Source organism: Bacteroidia bacterium (assembly GCA_033391075.1).
Classification (GTDB): domain Bacteria; phylum Bacteroidota; class Bacteroidia; order J057; family J057; genus JAWPMV01.
The window spans coordinates 6,083,114-6,100,333 of record JAWPMV010000001.1 but is presented as its reverse complement, the minus strand read 5'-3'; the positions used below and the strand labels follow the sequence as shown (position 1 = coordinate 6,100,333).

Genomic DNA, 17,220 nt, shown 5'->3' with positions numbered 1-17,220 from the left:
CTCATGAGAAAAAGTAGAGCAAAAGATCGTCAGTTGGTTCCGGATCCACGTTACGGAGATACTCAGGTAACCAAGTTTGTAAATAACCTGATGCTGGATGGCAAGAAGAGTACTGCTTTCCGCATCTTTTATGGTGCTATGGACATTGTTGAAGAGAAGACGGGAGAAAGTGGAGTTGAGTTGTTCAAAGCAGCACTTAATAATATCATGCCTCAGGTTGAGGTAAAAAGTCGTCGTGTTGGTGGTGCTACCTTTCAGGTTCCTACTGAAGTGAAGCCCAAGCGTAAAGAAGGTCTTGGAATTCGCTGGCTCATCCGCTATTCAAAATCTCGTAATGGTAAATCCATGAGAGATAAGTTAGCTGCTGAAATTCTGGCTGCTGCGAAAAATGAAGGAGCTGCTGTAAAGAAGAAAGAAGATACGCATAGAATGGCAGAGGCGAACAAAGCATTCTCGCATTTCAGATTTTAACAAATAATCACAGAAACTTCTAAAAGTTTATTTTCGAAATGAAAAAGATACCCTTAAAAGATACCCGGAATATTGGAATCGTTGCTCACATCGATGCTGGTAAGACTACAACTACCGAGCGTATCCTTTTTTATACAGGGATTTCTCATAAAATTGGAGAAGTACACGATGGTGCTGCAACCATGGACTGGATGGAGCAGGAGCAAGAGCGTGGGATTACCATTACCTCTGCAGCTACCACGACTTTCTGGCCGTATCAAGGTTCAGATCACCGCATCAACATTATTGATACTCCCGGTCACGTTGACTTCACCGTAGAAGTTGAACGTTCGCTGAGGGTTCTGGATGGTGTTGTAGCCCTGTTTAGCTCCGTTGATGGAGTTGAGCCGCAATCAGAAACTGTTTGGCGTCAAGCTGATAAGTATAATGTGCCCCGAATCGGATTCGTAAATAAAATGGACCGCTCCGGGGCTGACTTTTTTGAAGTAGTTCGTCAGGTAAAAGAAATGTTGGGTGCGAATCCTGTGCCCATTCAAGTGCCTATCGGAAATGAGCAAGACTTCAAAGGAGTAGTTGACCTTGTAGATAATAAAGCGATCGTTTGGAATGAAAACGACTTCGGAATGACTTTCGAAGAAGTGCCGATTCCTGATGATTTGCTCGATACAGTAGAAGAGTGGAGAACTCACCTCATCGAAGCAGTAGCTGAGTATGATGAGTCTATCATGGAGAAATACTTCGAAGATCCTGATTCAATCTCTCGCGAAGAGATCATGGCCGCCATTCGTGCAGCTACTCTGGATCTTACGATCACTCCTATGATGTGTGGATCTGCCTTCAAAAATAAAGGTGTTCAGGCTGTACTTGATGCAGTTTGTGCTTATATGCCTGCTCCGACTGATGTTGCTGACATCGTTGGAACTAACCCTGATACTGACGAAGAAGTAATTCGTAAAGCGGATGTAAATGAGCCATTTACAGCACTCGCTTTCAAAATTATGACTGACCCTCACGTAGGTCGTCTGTGCTTCTTCCGTGTTTACTCTGGAGTACTGGAAGGTGGTTCTTATATTCTGAACAACCGTACGGGTAACAAAGAGCGTATCAGCCGTATCATGCAGATGCACGCTAACAAGCGTAATCAAATAGATAAAGTAGAAGCTGGAGATATCGCAGCGGGTGTTGGATTCAAAGACATTCGTACAGGTGATACCCTTTCTATCGTTGGTTCTCCGATCGAATTGGAGTCTATGGACTTCCCTGATCCGGTAATCAGACTGGCTGTTGAGCCTAAGTCTCAAGCTGACGAAGCAAAGCTTTCTACTGGACTCGCTAAGCTTTCAGAAGAGGATCCTACTTTCAAGGTTTCTACAGACGAAGAAACTGCCCAAACCATCATCGCTGGTATGGGTGAGCTTCACCTCGAAATTATCGTTGACCGTCTGAGAAGAGAGTTCAAGGTTGAAATTAACCAGGGACGTCCTCAGGTATCTTATCGTGAAGCGATTCTTTCTACAGTTAACCACAGAGAGACTTATAAGAAGCAGACGGGTGGTCGTGGTAAATTCGCTGATATCCAGGTTGAAGTTGGACCTACAGAAAGTGGAGAAGGATTTGAATTTGAAAACGTGATCAAAGGGGGAGCAATTCCAAGAGAATTTATTCCTTCTGTTGAGAAAGGTTTCAAAAATGCAATGGGAGATGGGGTTTTGGCTGGATTCCCACTGGATGGATTGAAAGTGAAGCTATATGATGGAAGTTTCCACGATGTGGACTCCGATCAACTTTCTTTCGAATTAGCAGGGCGTTTGGCCTTTAAAGCTGCAACAAAAGCTGCTAAGCCGATTTTGAAAGAGCCTATCATGGCTGTAGAAGTTGTTACTCCCGAAGAATATATGGGATCTGTAGTAGGAGACTTGAATAAGCGTAGAGGAAAGATCGAAAATATGGGAGACAGAGGAAACTCTAAAGTTGTAAAAGCTAAAGTGCCTCTCTCTGAACTCTTCGGATATGTAACTGACCTGCGTACCATTTCTTCCGGACGCGCGGCTTCGACTATGCAGTTCTCTCATTATGAGCAGGCTCCTAGCAACATCCAGGAAGAAGTAGTAGAAAAAGCAAAAGGATTGACCAAAGTATAGGGTTGCCCTATCAAGTTCTAATAAAACAGCAATGACTCAGAAGATCAGAATCAAGCTTAAGTCTTACGATCACAACCTCGTAGATAAGTCTGCTGAGCGAATCGTGAGAACCGTAAAATCAACAGGTGCCATTGTGAGTGGTCCTATTCCACTCCCAACAGAGCGTACTGTTGTTACGGTAAACCGTTCTCCCCACGTGAATAAAAAATCCAGGGAGCAATTTGAGTATAGTTCTTACAAGCGTTTGATTGACATCTTCAGCTCAAGCTCCAAGACTGTTGACGTTCTGATGAAGTTGGAACTGCCCAGTGGAGTTGATGTTGAAATCAAAGTTTAATTCTTGAATCGAACGGAACGCCCAGTGCTTGATTCGCATATGAGGGGCTTGTTCGGAAAAATTTATCAAAATCTATTAACCTAATGCAATGGCAGGAATAATAGGAAAGAAAGTAGGGATGACCAGCGTTTTCGATGAAAATCGGAAAAATATCGCCTGTACGCTCATATATGCTGAACCCAATGTAGTTACTCAGCTTAAATCTGAGGAAACAGACGGATATGAAGCAGTTCAGCTAGGCTTTGACGAAGCGAAAGAAAAGAATACTTCCCGTGCAGAAATGGGACACTTTCGCAAAGCCCAAACTTCTCCTAAGCGCAAAGTTGTTGAGTTCGACTTCTCTGGATCAGAGATAGACCTTGGACTCGGTGATACAGTAGGTGTTGACCTTTTTGAAGAGGGAGACTTCGTTGATGTAGTCGGAATCTCTAAAGGAAAAGGTTTTCAGGGTGTCGTTAAGCGACATGGATTCGCAGGAGTTGGTGGCCGTACGCACGGTCAGCACAACAGAGAGCGTGCCCCAGGTTCTTTGGGACCAGGTTCTACTCCCTCTCGCGTTTTCAAAGGAATGAAAATGGGAGGCCGCATGGGTGGTGATCGTGTAAAAGTTCAAAACCTCAAGGTTGTTAAGATCATTCCTGAAAAGAATCTGATTGTAGTTTCCGGGTCTATCCCCGGCCATAAAGGAGCATACGTTATTCTAGAGAAGTAGAAAAATGGAAGCAATAGTATATAAAATCGACGGTGGTAAGACCTCCAGGAAAGTAGAGCTTTCTGATTCAATTTTCGGATTGGAAACGCCGAACGATCATGCGATCTACCAGGATGTAAGACTTATCCAGGCAAATCGTCGTCAGGGAACGCATAAATCCAAGGAAAGAGGAGAAATTGCGGGTACAAAGAAGAAGCCTTACCGCCAGAAGGGAACAGGTAATGCACGTGCAGGAAGTCGTAAATCTCCATTGTGGAGACATGGTGGACGCGTTTTTGGACCAAAACCTCGCGACTATGGATTCGGCCTGAATAAAAAGGTGAAAACCATCGCTCGTAAAAGTGCCTTGACCTATAAAGCTCGCGAAGAGCAGGTTAAAGTTGTTGAAAACTTCGGTTTCGACGCACCTAAAACAAAAGAGTTCATCAATATTCTCAACGGTTTTGAACTGAATGGTAAAAAAGTGTTGATGGTATTGGCTGATGATGATAAAAACATCTACCTCTCAGGAAGAAATATTCCTAAGGCTGAAGTTTGTACTGCATCTGAACTCAATACCTATGACATCCTCAATGCAGAGACATTGATTCTTACTGAGGGTGCTGTTAAAGTGATAAACGAAAGATTAGCCAACTAATCATGAGTATACTAAAGAAACCAATCATCACAGAAAAAACCGCTGCCTATACTGAGAAAGGCCTGGCCAAGTTTGGCTTCCGTGTGCATATGAATGCTACAAAGGAGCAGATCAGAGATGAGGTAGAGCGTGTTTATGAAGTGGAAGTGGAAAGTGTTAACACCATGGTCGTTCGTGGGAAGAGACGCCAGAGATATACCAAAAAAGGATTTATTAAAGGTAAATCTCCCAACTACAAGAAAGCGATCATCACATTGAAAGAAGGTAACGAAATAGATTTCTACAAGCATATCTAAGATATCTTGAACCAGATTCGACCAATCAAAAACTGAGAAGATGGGAATCAGAAAATTAAAGCCAAATACACCCGGACAGCGCGACATGTCTATCAGTGATTTCGCAGAAATTACGAAATCAACTCCTGAAAAGTCATTGACTGCTCCTGTAAAAAGCTTCGGAGGAAGAAACCGTGCGGGTAGAATCACCATGCGTAACCGCGGAGGTGGTCATAAGAAGCGCTACCGTGTTGTAGACTTCAAAAGAGAAAAATTCGGAGTACCGGCAACCGTAAAGGCGATAGAATACGATCCGAACAGATCTGCTAGAATTGCACTGCTTTTCTACGCTGACGGAGAAAAAAGATACATCATTGCTCCAGATAAGCTGGAGGTTGGACAAGTCATCGTTTCTGGTGATAAAGTTGAGCCATCTCGTGGGAATGCAATGAAAATGAAAAATATTCCTTTAGGTACATCTGTCCATTGTATAGAGCTTCGCCCAGGTATGGGAGCAACGATGGCTCGGAGTGCAGGGACCTATGCTCAGCTGACTGCAAGAGAAGGGAAATATGTGATCCTTCGCCTGCCTTCTGGTGAAACTCGCATGGTACTGGGAGAAGGAATGGCAACCATTGGAGTAGTTGGTAATTCAGAACACCAAAACATCCAATTAGGTAAAGCTGGTAGAAACCGCTGGCTTGGTAAGAGACCTCGCGTAAGAGGGGTAGCTATGAACCCGGTCGATCACCCAATGGGTGGTGGTGAAGGTAGAGCTTCAGGTGGACACCCAAGAAACAGAAACGGCTTGCCAGCCAAAGGATACAAAACACGTGATAAGAACAAAGCTTCCAGCAAACTTATCATCAGCAGAAAAAAGAAAAGATAAGGTAATAATATACTTATGGCCAGATCACTAAAAAAGGGACCTTTTATTGATCCCAAACTCGAAAGGAAAGTCCTGAAGATGAATGACTCAGGGAACAAGCGTCTGATCAAAACCTGGGCGCGAAGATCCATGATCTCTCCGGACTTTGTAGGGCATACAATCGCTGTGCATAATGGGAAGACTCACATTCCGGTATTTGTCACAGAAAACATGGTGGGACACAAGCTGGGAGAATTTGCTCCTACTAGAAACTTTCGTGGCCACGCCGGTAACAGAAAAGATAAAAGAAGATAGAAATGGCAGATACAGTTAAAATGACCCGTAAGGAGAAGATTGCTGCCGGGATTCCAAAGGAGCCCAAACGCAAAACTGCCTACGCCAATCAACTCAAAGCTGACAAAGAGGATGTTTGCGTTGTAAAACTTCGCAACTACCGTTCTTCAGCTAGAAAAATGAGAATGGTGATAGATCAGATTAGAGGAATGGAAGTCTTCGACGCGATCAATACGCTAAAATTGACTTCACGTGCTGCAGCTCCTGCTGTGCTCCGCCTACTCAAATCTGCAGTTTCCAGCTACGAAGAGAAATTTGAAGGAGATAGAATTGATGTGGGGACTCACTTTGTAGCAGAAGCCAGTGTAGATGCAGCTCGCATGTTGAAAAGATTGCAGCCTGCACCTCAAGGGAGAGCGCACTTGATTCGCAAACGCTTTTGCCACGTGACTTTGGTCATCGATGAAATTCCAGACGAAGAATAACCAATAATATAAAAGAAATTGGGACAGAAGACGCATCCAACAGGACTTAGACTCGGCATCATCAAAGGTTGGGAATCCAACTGGTTCGGAGGAAAGAACTTTGCCGACAAACTGGTCGAAGATGAAAAAATCAGGGCTTATCTAAATGCCCGTATTCCTCGCGGTGGTATCTCAAGAATTATCATTGAGCGTACCCTTCGCAAAATCACTATCACTGTTCATACTTCACGTCCAGGTATTGTGATTGGTAAAGGAGGAAAAGAAGTTGATAAACTTCGCGAAGAGATCAAGAAAGTAACCAGCAAGGATGTTCAAATCAACATCTTTGAGATCAAAAGACCTGAACTTGACGCTACCCTGGTAGGTCAGCAGGTTGCCCAACAGCTGGAGGGACGTGTTTCCTTCCGTCGCGCGATGAAGTCAGCACTTGCTGCCACCATGCGTGCAGGAGCTGAAGGTTGCAAGATCATGTGTTCTGGAAGATTAGGAGGAGCTGAAATGGCACGTACCGAGCAGTACAAGCAAGGTCGTATTCCTCTCCAAACACTTCGCGCAGATATTGATTACGCCCTGGTTGAAGCAAAAACGATCTATGGAGTAATCGGTGTGAAAGTGTGGATCTTCAAGAAAGAGATCTTCGGTAAAGTAGACCTTTCTCCAAATGTAAAATCTGACCGTAAGAGAGGCGGAGGAAATAGAGGTGGAAACAGAGGAAACAGAGGCGGAAATAGCGGGGGTAAAAAGCGGAGACAAAGATAGATAAACAGTATTGTAGTCTCTGACTGCGATCACAAAAAATAACGTTAAGCAATGTTACAGCCGAAAAAAGTAAAATACAGGAAGCCGCAGAAAGGCAGGATGAAAGGCAACGCAGGGCGTGGTGCTGAAATAGCATTCGGTTCCTATGGGCTGAAATCCATGGAAAGTGATTTTATCACTTCCCGCCAGATTGAAGCTTGTCGTCAGACGATTTCCCGTGCAATGAAAAGGGAAGGTAACGTTTGGATCAGGATTTTTCCTGACAAGTCTATCACTAAAAAGCCTGCTGAGGTACGGATGGGTAAAGGTAAAGGTAACCCTGAACTATGGGCTGCTGTTGTAAAACCTGGTCGCATCTTGTTTGAACTTGATGGTGTACCCGAAGCTATTGCGCGTGAAGCCTTGCGTCTGGCAGCCAACAAACTTCCGGTGAAAACCAAATTTGTAATTAGAAGAGATCTACAAGCTTAATAAAGATGAAGGCAAAGGAAATTAGAGAACTGACTACTCAGGAAATAGAAGCAAGAATTGTCGACGAAAAAGACAAACTGCTTCGACTGAGACTCAATCATGCAGTTTCTGCTATCGAGAGCCCTTCTGATATTCGGGCATCCCGCAGAACCCTGGCTAGGCTAAGCACCATTCTTCGTGAACGGCAGAGTGCCGAACAAGACAACCAATAAATTTGAGTCATGAGCGAAATAGCAATAAATAGAAATCTTAGAAAAGTTCGTGTAGGCAAAGTCGTGAGCGACAAAATGGATAAGTCTATCGTAGTTTCTGTAGAAAGAAGGGTAAAGCACCCTATCTATGGAAAGTTTGTGAAAAAGACTTCACGATTCATGGCCCATGACGAAGATAATCAATGCGGAATGGGAGATACCGTTCGCATTATGGAAACCAGACCTTTAAGTAAGCGCAAGCGCTGGAGACTGGTTGAAATCATCGAAAAAGCAAAATAGGAAAAAGAATTTTTGCACCGACTCAAATTCATTTTCATAATCTGATAAAACAATGATACAGCAGGAGAGTAGACTTAAAGTTGCAGATAATAGCGGAGCAAAGGAATTGCTCTGTATCCGGGTCCTCGGTGGTACTCGTAAGCGCTACGCGCGTATCGGGGATAGTATCATCTGCTCAGTTAAATCCGCTGACCCTTCCTCTAGTGTTAAGAAGGGAGATGTGGTAAAAGCAGTGGTTGTTCGCACACGCAAAGAAATTCGTCGCCAGGATGGTTCCTATATCAGATTTGACGACAACGCAGCTGTGCTCCTGGCAAATGACGGTGGTCCCAGAGGTACGCGTATCTTCGGCCCGGTTGCCCGTGAGCTTCGTGAGAAGAATTATATGAAGATCGTTTCTCTCGCACCAGAGGTGATTTAATCTTAAGTAAGAGAGTCTTTTATAAATAACGACGCATACGAAAAAGCAATGGCTAATAAATTACATATAAAGAAAGGCGATACTGTCCGTGTACTGGCAGGTGCTGATAGAGGAAAAGACGGGAAAGTCCTTCGCGTTTTCCCTCAAGATCAAACCGCTATCGTCGAAGGGATGAAACTGGTGAGTAAGCACATGAAGCCCTCACAACAAAATCCCGATGGAGGAATCATCCAACAGGAAGCAGCTATTCATATCTCCAATCTGATGCTGATCGATCCTAGTTCTAAGAACCCAACTCGCGTTGGAAGAAAAAGAGAAGAAGGAAAGAAAGGCTGGGTGAGATATTCCAAGAAAAGTGGAGAAATAATCAAGTAAAGCAATGGAACCTAGATTATATACCAAATACAAAGAAGAGATCGTATCTGCGCTGAACAAAGAGTTCAACTATGACTCCGTCATGCAGGTACCTGTTCTACAGAAAATCGTCCTCAACAGAGGAGTGGGTGATGCTGTAGGAGATAAGAAATTGATCGATGCTGCTGTACAGGAATTTAGCATGATCTCAGGACAACAACCTGTTGTTACCATTGCCAAAAAGAGTATCTCTAACTTCAAATTGCGTGATGGAATGCCTATTGGTTGTAAAGTTACGCTGAGAAAAGTGAGAATGTTCGAATTCCTTGACCGCTTCATTAATGTTGCCCTCCCTCGTGTAAGGGATTTTAGAGGAATTCCTAGAAAGGGATTTGACGGTAGAGGGAACTTCACTATGGGGATCAAAGAGCAGATCATTTTTCCTGAAATCGACGTTGACAAGATCAACCGTATCGACGGAATGGATATCACTTTTGTTACTTCGGCGCCTACCGATGAAGAAGCCTTCGCATTGTTGAAAGCTTTCGGTATGCCATTCCAAGGAACAGAAATTAAGCAATAATCGAATATGGCTAGAAAAGCGATCATAGCAAGACAAGAAAAGCGCGAGAGGCTAGTAGCCAAATTCGCTGCGAAAAGAAAAGCTTTGAAAGAAGCCGGAGATTACCAGGGACTAGCTCTGCTACCCAGAAACTCTTCTCCTGTACGCCTGCACAATCGTTGCAAACTCACAGGAAGACCTAGAGGATATATCCGTCGCTTCGGAATTTCAAGAATTAAGTTTAGAGAACTAGCACTTCAGGGCAAAATCCCAGGAGTTAAGAAAACAAGTTGGTAATATGAATACAGATCCAATCTCAGATTATCTCACGCGGATCAGAAACGCGCAGGCGGTAGGCCACAAAGTGGTAGAGATACCTGCATCGAATCTGAAGAAAGAGATTACCAAGGTACTTCATGACCAGGGATACATCAGAAAATTCAAATTTGTTGATGATGGTCCTCAGGGAAGTATCAAAATAGCCCTTAAATACGATAAGGCTACTAAAAGACCAGCTATCACGAAACTCGAAAGAGTAAGTAAGCCTGGTTTGAGAAAATACTCCAAGGTAAAAGCAATTCCAAGAGTGCTAAATGGACTAGGAATAGCTATCGTATCTACTCCCAACGGTGTAATGACCGGAAAGAATGCGCAAGAGCAAAACGTTGGAGGAGAAATATTGTGTTACATTTATTAATCCGGAATAATGTCTAGAATAGGTAAAGCAATTATATCCCTTCCAGCCGGTGTTAGCGTGAATGTTGACAACTCCAATGTGGTTACTGTAAAAGGACCTAAAGGAGAATTGAAGCAGCAAATTGACGCAGATCTGGAGGTTACTGTAGAAGATGGAAACCTGGAAGTAAAGAGACCTACTGACCAGAAGAGACACAAAGCTATGCACGGCTTGTTTCGCTCTCTGCTCAACAATATGGTTATCGGAGTTTCTCAGGGATACGAAAAGAAAATGGAAGTTGTAGGGGTAGGTTATAAAGCAGAAGCCAAAGGCAATATGCTGGAACTTTCTCTCGGATTCTCTCACCCGATCATTATGGTACTCCCTAATGAAGTCAAAGTTGAGACAGAATCTAAAAGAGGTAGCAATCCCCTAATCACACTGACCAGCATTGACAAACAATTGATCGGTCAAATCGCAGCAAAAATCCGCGGCCTCAGACCACCAGAGCCCTACAAAGGTAAAGGTATCAAGTTTGTGGGTGAGCAACTCAGAAGAAAAGCAGGTAAAACAGCAGGAGCTTAATGGGTCGGAATTCATTGAGCCACATCCTGAAATAATAATATTATGGCTAGAACAGCACTTAAAGTTAGGAGGAGAAACAGAATTCGCAGGCGTCTTCGTTCTCGCATCAGCGGTACAGCAGACAAGCCCCGTCTTTCTGTCTTCAGAAGTAATAAGCAAATCTATGCTCAGTTGATTGATGACGATGCTGGCGTAACGCTCGCAAGTTGTTCTTCTCGCGAAAAAGAGCTAAATTTGCAGGCCCTTTCAAAAATGGATACGAGCAAAGAAGTCGGTAAAAAATTGGCTGAAATTGCGAAAGGAAAAGGAATTGAGGTGGTTGTTTTTGACAGAGGCGGCTATAAATATCACGGTAGAGTAAAAGCTTTGGCTGAAGGCGCACGCGAAGGTGGCCTTAATTTCTAACATTATGAGTCAGAAAGAAAACAGAATTAAGAGCAGCGACGTCGAACTACAAGAAAAAGTAGTTAAGATTAAACGTGTTGCAAAGGTTGTAAAAGGTGGTCGCCGCTTCAGTTTTTCCGCTATCGTGGTAGTTGGTAATGGAGATGGTATCGTTGGATATGGATTGGGTAAGGCAAATGAGGTAACTGATTCCATCGCCAAAGGAGTTGACGACGCTAAGAAAAACCTGATCAAAGTGAAAGTTCAAAAAGGAACTATTCCTCATGAATCCTTCACTAAATATGGTGCCGCGAAAGTTCTGCTTCGTCCTGCTGCTCCTGGTACAGGAGTACTGGCTGGTGGTGCGATGCGTGCAGTGCTTGAAGCTGCGGGTGTGAAAGACGTGATCGGTAAGAGCCTCGGTTCTTCTAATCCTCACAACGTAGTAAAGGCTACTATCAAAGCATTGGCGAACATGCGTACTGCTAACGATTTTGCAGGCGTAAGGGGAATTGATGTAAGTAAAGTTTATAAAGGATAAATCTGATGTACCCTAAGGTTAAATTAACACAGGTAAAAAGTGCGATCAATCGCCCCAAAGATCAGAAAGCCACTATTCTGGCTTTAGGTCTTGGTAAGCTCAACCGCACTGTTGAAAAAGAATGTACCCCTCAGATTTTGGGTATGATTAAGAAGGTGAGCCATTTGATCAAAATCGAAGAGACTGAATAACATGAAACTTCATACACTAAAACCGGCAGCGGGAGCAACTAAGACCCGTAAACGCATAGGTAGAGGACAAGGTTCTACTAGAGGAGGTACTTCGACCAAAGGTCATAAAGGTGCTCAGTCTCGTAGTGGATACAAGTTCCGCCCCTGGTTTGAAGGTGGGCAGATGCCTTTGCAACGCCGTATTCCTAAGTTTGGTTTTAAAAACAGAAACCGTGTAGAGTATAAGGTCGTAAATCTTGATACCTTGCAGGTTCTTGCCGAAGCCAATAAAGGAAAAGAAATAGATCACCAATTGTTACTTGATAATGGAATCATTTCCAGTACAAAACAATTAGTGAAGGTTCTCGGTAGAGGAGAACTCAAGGCAAAAGTTGATGTTAAAGTGAATAAATTTAGCCAGTCCGCGAAAGAGGCGATTGAGTCCGCAGGTGGAACGGCTGCTGAAGTTTAGAATTTATGAGAGCCTTAATAGATACATTAAGAAATATATTCAAGATTCAGGAACTGAGGGAAAGGATCCTGTATACACTGCTGTTGTTAGCGGTGTTTCGATTGGGAACCTTCGTGGTCCTTCCTGGTATTGATTCCACACAATTGAGTGCGGCATTCGGTTCCGGAGACGGTGGTGGCCTGCTGGATCTGTTCAACACATTTCTCGGAGGTGCTTTTGCCCGTGGATCTATCCTGGCTTTGGGAATTATGCCCTATATCTCTGCATCTATCGTTGTGCAGCTCTTAGGCGCAGTTATTCCTTCTATACAAAAATTGAGAACTGAAGGGGAAAGCGGTCAGAAGAAAATGAACCAGATGACCCGTTACCTCACTGTTGCTATTACAGGCGGTCAGGCAGCTGGTTATGTAGTTTACCTGAACCAAAGCCCCGGAGCAGTTGTTGAAAACTCCTTTATTTTCTGGATCACCACTGTATTTATCCTTACTGCAGGTACTATGTTCCTCGTATGGTTGGGAGAAAGAATTACAGATAATGGAATCGGAAATGGAGTATCTCTCCTGATCATGATTGGTATCATTGCAGGTCTGCCTTCTGCCCTATTGCAGGAATGGGCCGCTCGTCTACCTATGATCTTCTTCATTGAGATACTGGCACTGGGGGTTGTTACGATGGCTGTGGTCGCACTTACCCAGGCAACTCGAAAGATACCGGTTCACTACGCCCGTCAAATGGCTGGAAACAGACTTGGACAAATGGGACGCGGAAATGCTGCTCGTCAGTACATTCCTTTGAAAGTGAATTCAGCTGGGGTAATGCCTATCATCTTTGCACAGGCAATTATGTTCCTTCCTACTTCTCTTCTGGGATTGTTTGGAGACGGAACTTCAGGATTGGCCGCAGTTCTCGCTGACTATACCGGATTTTGGTATAACGTCATCTTCTTCTTCATGATTATCATCTTCACCTACTTCTATACAGCGATCACAGTTAATCCTAATGAGATTGCAGATCAGCTTAAAAGAAACGGTGGATTTATACCTGGTGTGAAGCCTGGAAAGAAAACCGCAAATTATATCGATACAGTATTGTCTCGTATTACCTTGCCGGGATCTATCTTCCTTGCCTTCGTATCCATTTTCCCTGCTATAGCTATGCAATTGGGAGCATCTTCTGGATTCGCTCAATTCTTCGGTGGAACTACCCTCCTCATTATGATTGGAGTAGTGTTGGATACCCTGCAGCAGGTTGAAAGTTACTTATTGATGCGTCATTACGATGGTTTGATGCAGTCTGGCAGAGTGAGAGGACGTAAGAGAGGTGGTGGCCTGGCTGCAGTATAGAATCAGATTATGGCGGCTGGAAAAATAAAACTCAAGACCCCGGAAGAGGTCGAACTGATAAGAGAAAGTTCTTTACTTGTTGGTAAAACGCTTGGAGAAGTTGGGAAGCATGTGAAGCCTGGCGTTAGTACCTTGGAGTTGGATACCATTGCGGAAACCTTCATCAGGGATCATGGAGCCATACCGGCTTTCAAAAACTATCAGGCAGCTTTTGGCGAAACTCCTTTTCCAGGAACCCTTTGTACTTCTCTCAACGAGGAAGTTGTGCACGGGATGCCTTCCGCCAAGCAAATCCTTAAAGATGGCGATATCATATCAATAGATTGTGGTGTCAAAATCAATGGATATTATGGCGACTCTGCTTACACCTTTGCGGTGGGCGAGGTTTCAGCCAAGAAAAAACGCTTGATGGAGGTTACCAAAACAGCTTTGTATAAAGGAATTGAGCAGGCCAAAGTTGGTAACAGACTCGGAGATATTTCCAATGCCATTCAACGATATGTAGAAGGCTATGGATTTAGTGTGGTAAGGGAAATGGTCGGTCATGGATTAGGTAAAAACCTGCATGAGCCACCAGAAGTTCCTAACTATGGCAGAAAAAGATCAGGCATTCCTCTTCAGGAAGGATTGGTGATCGCAATCGAACCCATGATTAATATGGGTAAACGCTTTATCAAGATTGCACAGGATGGATGGACTGTATTTTCAACTGACCGTCAGCCTTCTGCTCATTATGAGCATTGCATTGTAATCGGAAAAGACAAAGCGGAGATTTTATCAACATTTGAATTTATCGAGAATTAATACAAGAATTTTGGCTAAACAAGCTCCTATAAAAATCGACGGCGTAGTAACGGAAGCACTACCAAACGCTACCTTCCGGGTAAAACTGGAAAACGGGCATGAATTACTTGCACATATCGCTGGAAAAATGCGTATGCACTACATTAAAATTCTACCTGGTGATAAAGTAGCTTTGGAGATTCCTCCTTATGACCTGAGTAAAGGACGTATTGTTTACAGATATAAATAAGAAAGATGAAAGTTAGAGCATCAGTTAAAAAACGTACTGCAGATTGCAAAATCATCCGCCGCAAAGGAAGGGTGTACGTGATCAACAAAAAGAACCCTAAGTGTAAACAGCGACAAGGATAATTATGGCAAGAATATCTGGAGTAGACTTACCAAAAAATAAGCGTGGGGTAATTGGACTTACCTATGTTTTCGGAATAGGAAAAACCTCCGCTCAGCAGATCCTGGATAAGGCCGGGATTGATCCTAATAAAAAAGTCAATGACTGGACTGATGATGATATCGTTAGCATCCGTCGGATCATTGGTGATGATTACAAAGTGGAAGGTGCCCTTCGTTCCGAGATTCAATTGAATATCAAACGTTTGATGGATATCGGTTGCTATCGTGGACAGCGCCACCGTAAAGGTCTTCCTCTCCGTGGTCAGCGTACGCAGACGAATGCTCGTACTCGTAAGGGTCGTAAGAAAACTGTTGCAGGCAAGAAGAAAGCAGTTAAATAATATAATAGAAGATTTGTCCGGGATGAGAAGCTACTTCTACTTTCCGCGAATCAAAAAAATATCTATAAATGGCAAAGTCATCTAAAGGAAAAAAGAAGAAGAAGGTCGAACCGAATGGTCAGGTTCACATTAGCTCTTCTTTCAATAATATCATCATCACCATCACTGATCTTTCCGGAAATACAATCTCCTGGTCAGCTGCTGGTAAAATGGGATTCCGCGGTTCCAAAAAGAATACGCCTTATGCTGCTCAGGTAGCTGCTACAGACTGCGCGAAAAAAGCCTATGATATGGGACTTCGCAAGGTAGAAGTATTTGTGAAAGGAACTGGATCCGGTCGTGAATCAGCGATCAGAGCAGTTGCAGCTGCAGGAATTGATGTAACCATGATTACGGACATCACTCCGCTGCCTCACAATGGTTGCCGTCCTCCAAAAAGAAGAAGAGTATAAATTTTCAACCCGCTGGGTTAATTAGAAGAAACAAAATCAAATTAAGATAAATGGCAAGATATAGAGGTCCCAAGGGAAAGATCGCCAGAAGATTCAAAGAGCCTATCTTCGGTCCTACCAAAGTATTGGACCGCCGTAAATTTGGCCCTGGTCAGCACGGAAAAAGCCGCAGAAGAAAAAGTTCTGAATATGCCATTCAGTTGATGGAGAAGCAAAAGGCGAAATATGCCTATGGTATCCTGGAGCGTCAGTTCCGTAATACTTTCCAAAAAGCTTCCCGCAAGAAAGGTGTAACTGGTACCGTTTTCCTTCAAATGCTGGAATCTCGTCTTGATAATCTGGTATTTCGCATGGGCTTTGCTGGAACTCGTCGCCAGGCAAGACAATTGGTGAGCCATAAACACGTTATGGTTAATGGGGTTGTCTCAAATATCCCATCTTATATGTTGAAGCCAGGTGATGTAGTTGAGATGCGCGACAAAAGCAAAAATCTGGAGATCGCAAAAGCTCATCTTGGAAGAGCAGAGCGTTTCGCCTGGATCGATGTGAATGAAAAAGAGATGAAAGGTACTTTCATGAACTATCCGGATCGTGAAGAAATTCCGGAGACTTTCAAAGAGAACCTGATCGTGGAGCTTTACTCCAAATAATAGAGAACCCGCTTTATTTATTCTATAGAAGTCTTTTAACACAAAGGAAAGCACTGTATGGCACTGTTAAATTTCCAAATGCCTGAAAAGGTAGTACTAGAAAAGGAAAACGATTTTTTTGGTCGCTTTCTCCTTCGTCCACTAGAAAGAGGATACGGTATTACTGTAGGCAATGCCTTGCGTCGCGTTCTTCTTTCGTCTCTCGAAGGACACGCGATTACCTCTATCAAAATTCCTGGTGTTGACCATGAATTTTCAGTTGTGCCCGGTGTTGTGGAAGATGTTACCGAAGTCATCCTCAACCTCAAAGGGGTGAGAATGAAAAAGGTGAACGATGGTGATGCAAAGATCTTTGTTTCCGTTAGAGGAAAAGATACTTTCACTGCAGGTGATATTGCCGACCACACCACTGCATTCGAAATTACCAATCGCGATCACATTATCGCGCACATTGACCCAAAGACTCAGTTCGATATTGAGTTGACTGTTGGAAAAGGTCGTGGATACGTTCCCGCCGAAGAAAATAAGATTGCCAATGCGCCTATCGGAGAGGTTGCAATTGATGCTATCTTTACTCCAATACGCAATGTGAAATATAAAGTGGATCCTTATCGTGTAGAACAGAAAACTGACTACGAACAGTTGGAAATTGATGTTCAAACCGATGGAACCATTGACGCAGAATCTGCACTTAAAGAAGGTGCTAATATTTTGCTTCGCCACTTGATGCTATTCTCTGATGAGTCTATCACGCTCAAATCTGAAGAGGTTGAGAAGAAAGACGAAGTTGATGAGAACTTCTTGCAAATGCGCAAGTTGCTCAAAACTCCTCTATCAGAGTTGGACCTTTCAGTACGTGCATACAACTGTCTGAAAGCCGCAGATATCAAATCTCTCGGAGATCTCGTTAGCTACAATATCGCTGACCTACTTAAGTTCCGTAACTTTGGTAAGAAGTCTCTGACTGAATTGGAAGAACTGGTTGCTGATAAGAGTCTGAGCTTCGGCATGGATGTCAGCAAATTCAAACTAGACGAAGATTAATTTTCATAGAAACTGGGCTGTCTTACAGCTCAGTTTCGTTTTTTTACATTTTGTTTTACTCATTGCCCAGAGGACTATGACCCGTAAAGG

General features: G+C 43.5%; 31 protein-coding genes. All 31 read left to right on the top strand.

What is annotated here, in order from left to right; genetic code table 11:
- Positions 1–3: 3 nt before the first annotated feature.
- On the top strand, positions 4–471 hold the full coding sequence (gene rpsG / locus R8P61_24340) for a 30S ribosomal protein S7 (protein ID MDW3650225.1): 468 nt from the start codon (positions 4–6) through the stop codon (positions 469–471).
- Between the two features lie 38 nt (positions 472–509).
- Positions 510–2,612: an elongation factor G gene (fusA, locus tag R8P61_24335; GenBank protein ID MDW3650224.1), complete on the top strand. Its 2,103-nt coding sequence runs from the start codon at positions 510–512 to the stop codon at positions 2,610–2,612.
- Between the two features lie 31 nt (positions 2,613–2,643).
- Positions 2,644–2,949 carry a 30S ribosomal protein S10 gene (gene rpsJ, locus R8P61_24330; GenBank protein MDW3650223.1) on the top strand — a complete coding sequence of 102 codons (306 nt, stop codon included), beginning with the start codon at positions 2,644–2,646 and terminating at the stop codon, positions 2,947–2,949.
- Between the two features lie 88 nt (positions 2,950–3,037).
- Positions 3,038–3,661: a 50S ribosomal protein L3 gene (rplC, locus tag R8P61_24325; protein MDW3650222.1), complete on the top strand. Its 624-nt coding sequence runs from the start codon at positions 3,038–3,040 to the stop codon at positions 3,659–3,661.
- A gap of 4 nt (positions 3,662–3,665) precedes the next feature.
- Positions 3,666–4,298, top strand: a complete 633-nt coding sequence (rplD, locus tag R8P61_24320; protein MDW3650221.1) for a 50S ribosomal protein L4 — start codon at positions 3,666–3,668, stop codon at positions 4,296–4,298.
- 2 nt (positions 4,299–4,300) lie between these two features.
- Complete coding sequence (rplW, locus tag R8P61_24315) at positions 4,301–4,594, top strand: 50S ribosomal protein L23 (protein ID MDW3650220.1); 294 nt, start codon at positions 4,301–4,303, stop codon at positions 4,592–4,594.
- A gap of 40 nt (positions 4,595–4,634) precedes the next feature.
- On the top strand, positions 4,635–5,462 hold the full coding sequence (gene rplB / locus R8P61_24310) for a 50S ribosomal protein L2 (GenBank protein ID MDW3650219.1): 828 nt from the start codon (positions 4,635–4,637) through the stop codon (positions 5,460–5,462).
- Positions 5,463–5,477: 15 nt separating this feature from the next.
- The gene (gene rpsS / locus R8P61_24305; protein ID MDW3650218.1) at positions 5,478–5,756 is read left to right on the top strand and encodes a 30S ribosomal protein S19; all 279 of its coding nucleotides are present in this window, start codon (positions 5,478–5,480) and stop codon (positions 5,754–5,756) included.
- Positions 5,757–5,758: 2 nt separating this feature from the next.
- On the top strand, positions 5,759–6,220 hold the full coding sequence (rplV, locus tag R8P61_24300) for a 50S ribosomal protein L22 (protein ID MDW3650217.1): 462 nt from the start codon (positions 5,759–5,761) through the stop codon (positions 6,218–6,220).
- Positions 6,221–6,238: 18 nt separating this feature from the next.
- Positions 6,239–6,979 carry a 30S ribosomal protein S3 gene (rpsC, locus tag R8P61_24295; GenBank protein MDW3650216.1) on the top strand — a complete coding sequence of 247 codons (741 nt, stop codon included), beginning with the start codon at positions 6,239–6,241 and terminating at the stop codon, positions 6,977–6,979.
- Positions 6,980–7,030: 51 nt separating this feature from the next.
- A complete protein-coding gene (rplP, locus tag R8P61_24290) occupies positions 7,031–7,450 on the top strand; it encodes a 50S ribosomal protein L16 (GenBank protein MDW3650215.1) in 420 nt (139 codons plus the stop codon).
- A gap of 5 nt (positions 7,451–7,455) precedes the next feature.
- The gene (rpmC, locus tag R8P61_24285) at positions 7,456–7,662 is read left to right on the top strand and encodes a 50S ribosomal protein L29 (protein MDW3650214.1); all 207 of its coding nucleotides are present in this window, start codon (positions 7,456–7,458) and stop codon (positions 7,660–7,662) included.
- A 9-nt stretch (positions 7,663–7,671) separates the two neighbouring features.
- Entirely contained in the window at positions 7,672–7,941 is a 270-nt protein-coding gene (gene rpsQ / locus R8P61_24280; GenBank protein MDW3650213.1) for a 30S ribosomal protein S17, read from the top strand.
- Between the two features lie 52 nt (positions 7,942–7,993).
- A complete protein-coding gene (gene rplN, locus R8P61_24275) occupies positions 7,994–8,362 on the top strand; it encodes a 50S ribosomal protein L14 (protein ID MDW3650212.1) in 369 nt (122 codons plus the stop codon).
- Between the two features lie 48 nt (positions 8,363–8,410).
- Positions 8,411–8,737 carry a 50S ribosomal protein L24 gene (rplX, locus tag R8P61_24270; GenBank protein MDW3650211.1) on the top strand — a complete coding sequence of 109 codons (327 nt, stop codon included), beginning with the start codon at positions 8,411–8,413 and terminating at the stop codon, positions 8,735–8,737.
- A 4-nt stretch (positions 8,738–8,741) separates the two neighbouring features.
- Positions 8,742–9,299, top strand: a complete 558-nt coding sequence (gene rplE, locus R8P61_24265) for a 50S ribosomal protein L5 (protein ID MDW3650210.1) — start codon at positions 8,742–8,744, stop codon at positions 9,297–9,299.
- Positions 9,300–9,305: 6 nt separating this feature from the next.
- Positions 9,306–9,575, top strand: coding sequence for a 30S ribosomal protein S14 (gene rpsN / locus R8P61_24260; protein ID MDW3650209.1), 270 nt, complete (start codon positions 9,306–9,308; stop codon positions 9,573–9,575).
- Between the two features lies 1 nt (position 9,576).
- A complete protein-coding gene (rpsH, locus tag R8P61_24255; GenBank protein MDW3650208.1) occupies positions 9,577–9,975 on the top strand; it encodes a 30S ribosomal protein S8 in 399 nt (132 codons plus the stop codon).
- Positions 9,976–9,984: 9 nt separating this feature from the next.
- Entirely contained in the window at positions 9,985–10,539 is a 555-nt protein-coding gene (rplF, locus tag R8P61_24250) for a 50S ribosomal protein L6 (GenBank protein ID MDW3650207.1), read from the top strand.
- Between the two features lie 42 nt (positions 10,540–10,581).
- Entirely contained in the window at positions 10,582–10,944 is a 363-nt protein-coding gene (gene rplR / locus R8P61_24245) for a 50S ribosomal protein L18 (protein ID MDW3650206.1), read from the top strand.
- Positions 10,945–10,948: 4 nt separating this feature from the next.
- Positions 10,949–11,464 carry a 30S ribosomal protein S5 gene (gene rpsE / locus R8P61_24240; protein ID MDW3650205.1) on the top strand — a complete coding sequence of 172 codons (516 nt, stop codon included), beginning with the start codon at positions 10,949–10,951 and terminating at the stop codon, positions 11,462–11,464.
- 5 nt (positions 11,465–11,469) lie between these two features.
- Positions 11,470–11,655, top strand: a complete 186-nt coding sequence (rpmD, locus tag R8P61_24235; protein ID MDW3650204.1) for a 50S ribosomal protein L30 — start codon at positions 11,470–11,472, stop codon at positions 11,653–11,655.
- 1 nt (position 11,656) lies between these two features.
- Positions 11,657–12,106 (top strand): 50S ribosomal protein L15, encoded by a 450-nt coding sequence (gene rplO / locus R8P61_24230; GenBank protein ID MDW3650203.1) that lies wholly within the window; start codon positions 11,657–11,659, stop codon positions 12,104–12,106.
- 5 nt (positions 12,107–12,111) lie between these two features.
- On the top strand, positions 12,112–13,449 hold the full coding sequence (gene secY, locus R8P61_24225) for a preprotein translocase subunit SecY (GenBank protein MDW3650202.1): 1,338 nt from the start codon (positions 12,112–12,114) through the stop codon (positions 13,447–13,449).
- A gap of 9 nt (positions 13,450–13,458) precedes the next feature.
- Entirely contained in the window at positions 13,459–14,253 is a 795-nt protein-coding gene (map, locus tag R8P61_24220) for a type I methionyl aminopeptidase (GenBank protein MDW3650201.1), read from the top strand.
- Between the two features lie 10 nt (positions 14,254–14,263).
- A complete protein-coding gene (gene infA / locus R8P61_24215; protein ID MDW3650200.1) occupies positions 14,264–14,482 on the top strand; it encodes a translation initiation factor IF-1 in 219 nt (72 codons plus the stop codon).
- A gap of 5 nt (positions 14,483–14,487) precedes the next feature.
- A complete protein-coding gene (gene ykgO, locus R8P61_24210) occupies positions 14,488–14,604 on the top strand; it encodes a type B 50S ribosomal protein L36 (protein ID MDW3650199.1) in 117 nt (38 codons plus the stop codon).
- 2 nt (positions 14,605–14,606) lie between these two features.
- Positions 14,607–14,984, top strand: a complete 378-nt coding sequence (rpsM, locus tag R8P61_24205) for a 30S ribosomal protein S13 (protein MDW3650198.1) — start codon at positions 14,607–14,609, stop codon at positions 14,982–14,984.
- A 68-nt stretch (positions 14,985–15,052) separates the two neighbouring features.
- The gene (rpsK, locus tag R8P61_24200; GenBank protein ID MDW3650197.1) at positions 15,053–15,436 is read left to right on the top strand and encodes a 30S ribosomal protein S11; all 384 of its coding nucleotides are present in this window, start codon (positions 15,053–15,055) and stop codon (positions 15,434–15,436) included.
- 50 nt (positions 15,437–15,486) lie between these two features.
- A complete protein-coding gene (gene rpsD / locus R8P61_24195) occupies positions 15,487–16,086 on the top strand; it encodes a 30S ribosomal protein S4 (GenBank protein MDW3650196.1) in 600 nt (199 codons plus the stop codon).
- A gap of 57 nt (positions 16,087–16,143) precedes the next feature.
- Positions 16,144–17,130 carry a DNA-directed RNA polymerase subunit alpha gene (locus R8P61_24190; protein ID MDW3650195.1) on the top strand — a complete coding sequence of 329 codons (987 nt, stop codon included), beginning with the start codon at positions 16,144–16,146 and terminating at the stop codon, positions 17,128–17,130.
- The last annotated feature ends 90 nt before the right edge of the window (positions 17,131–17,220 follow it).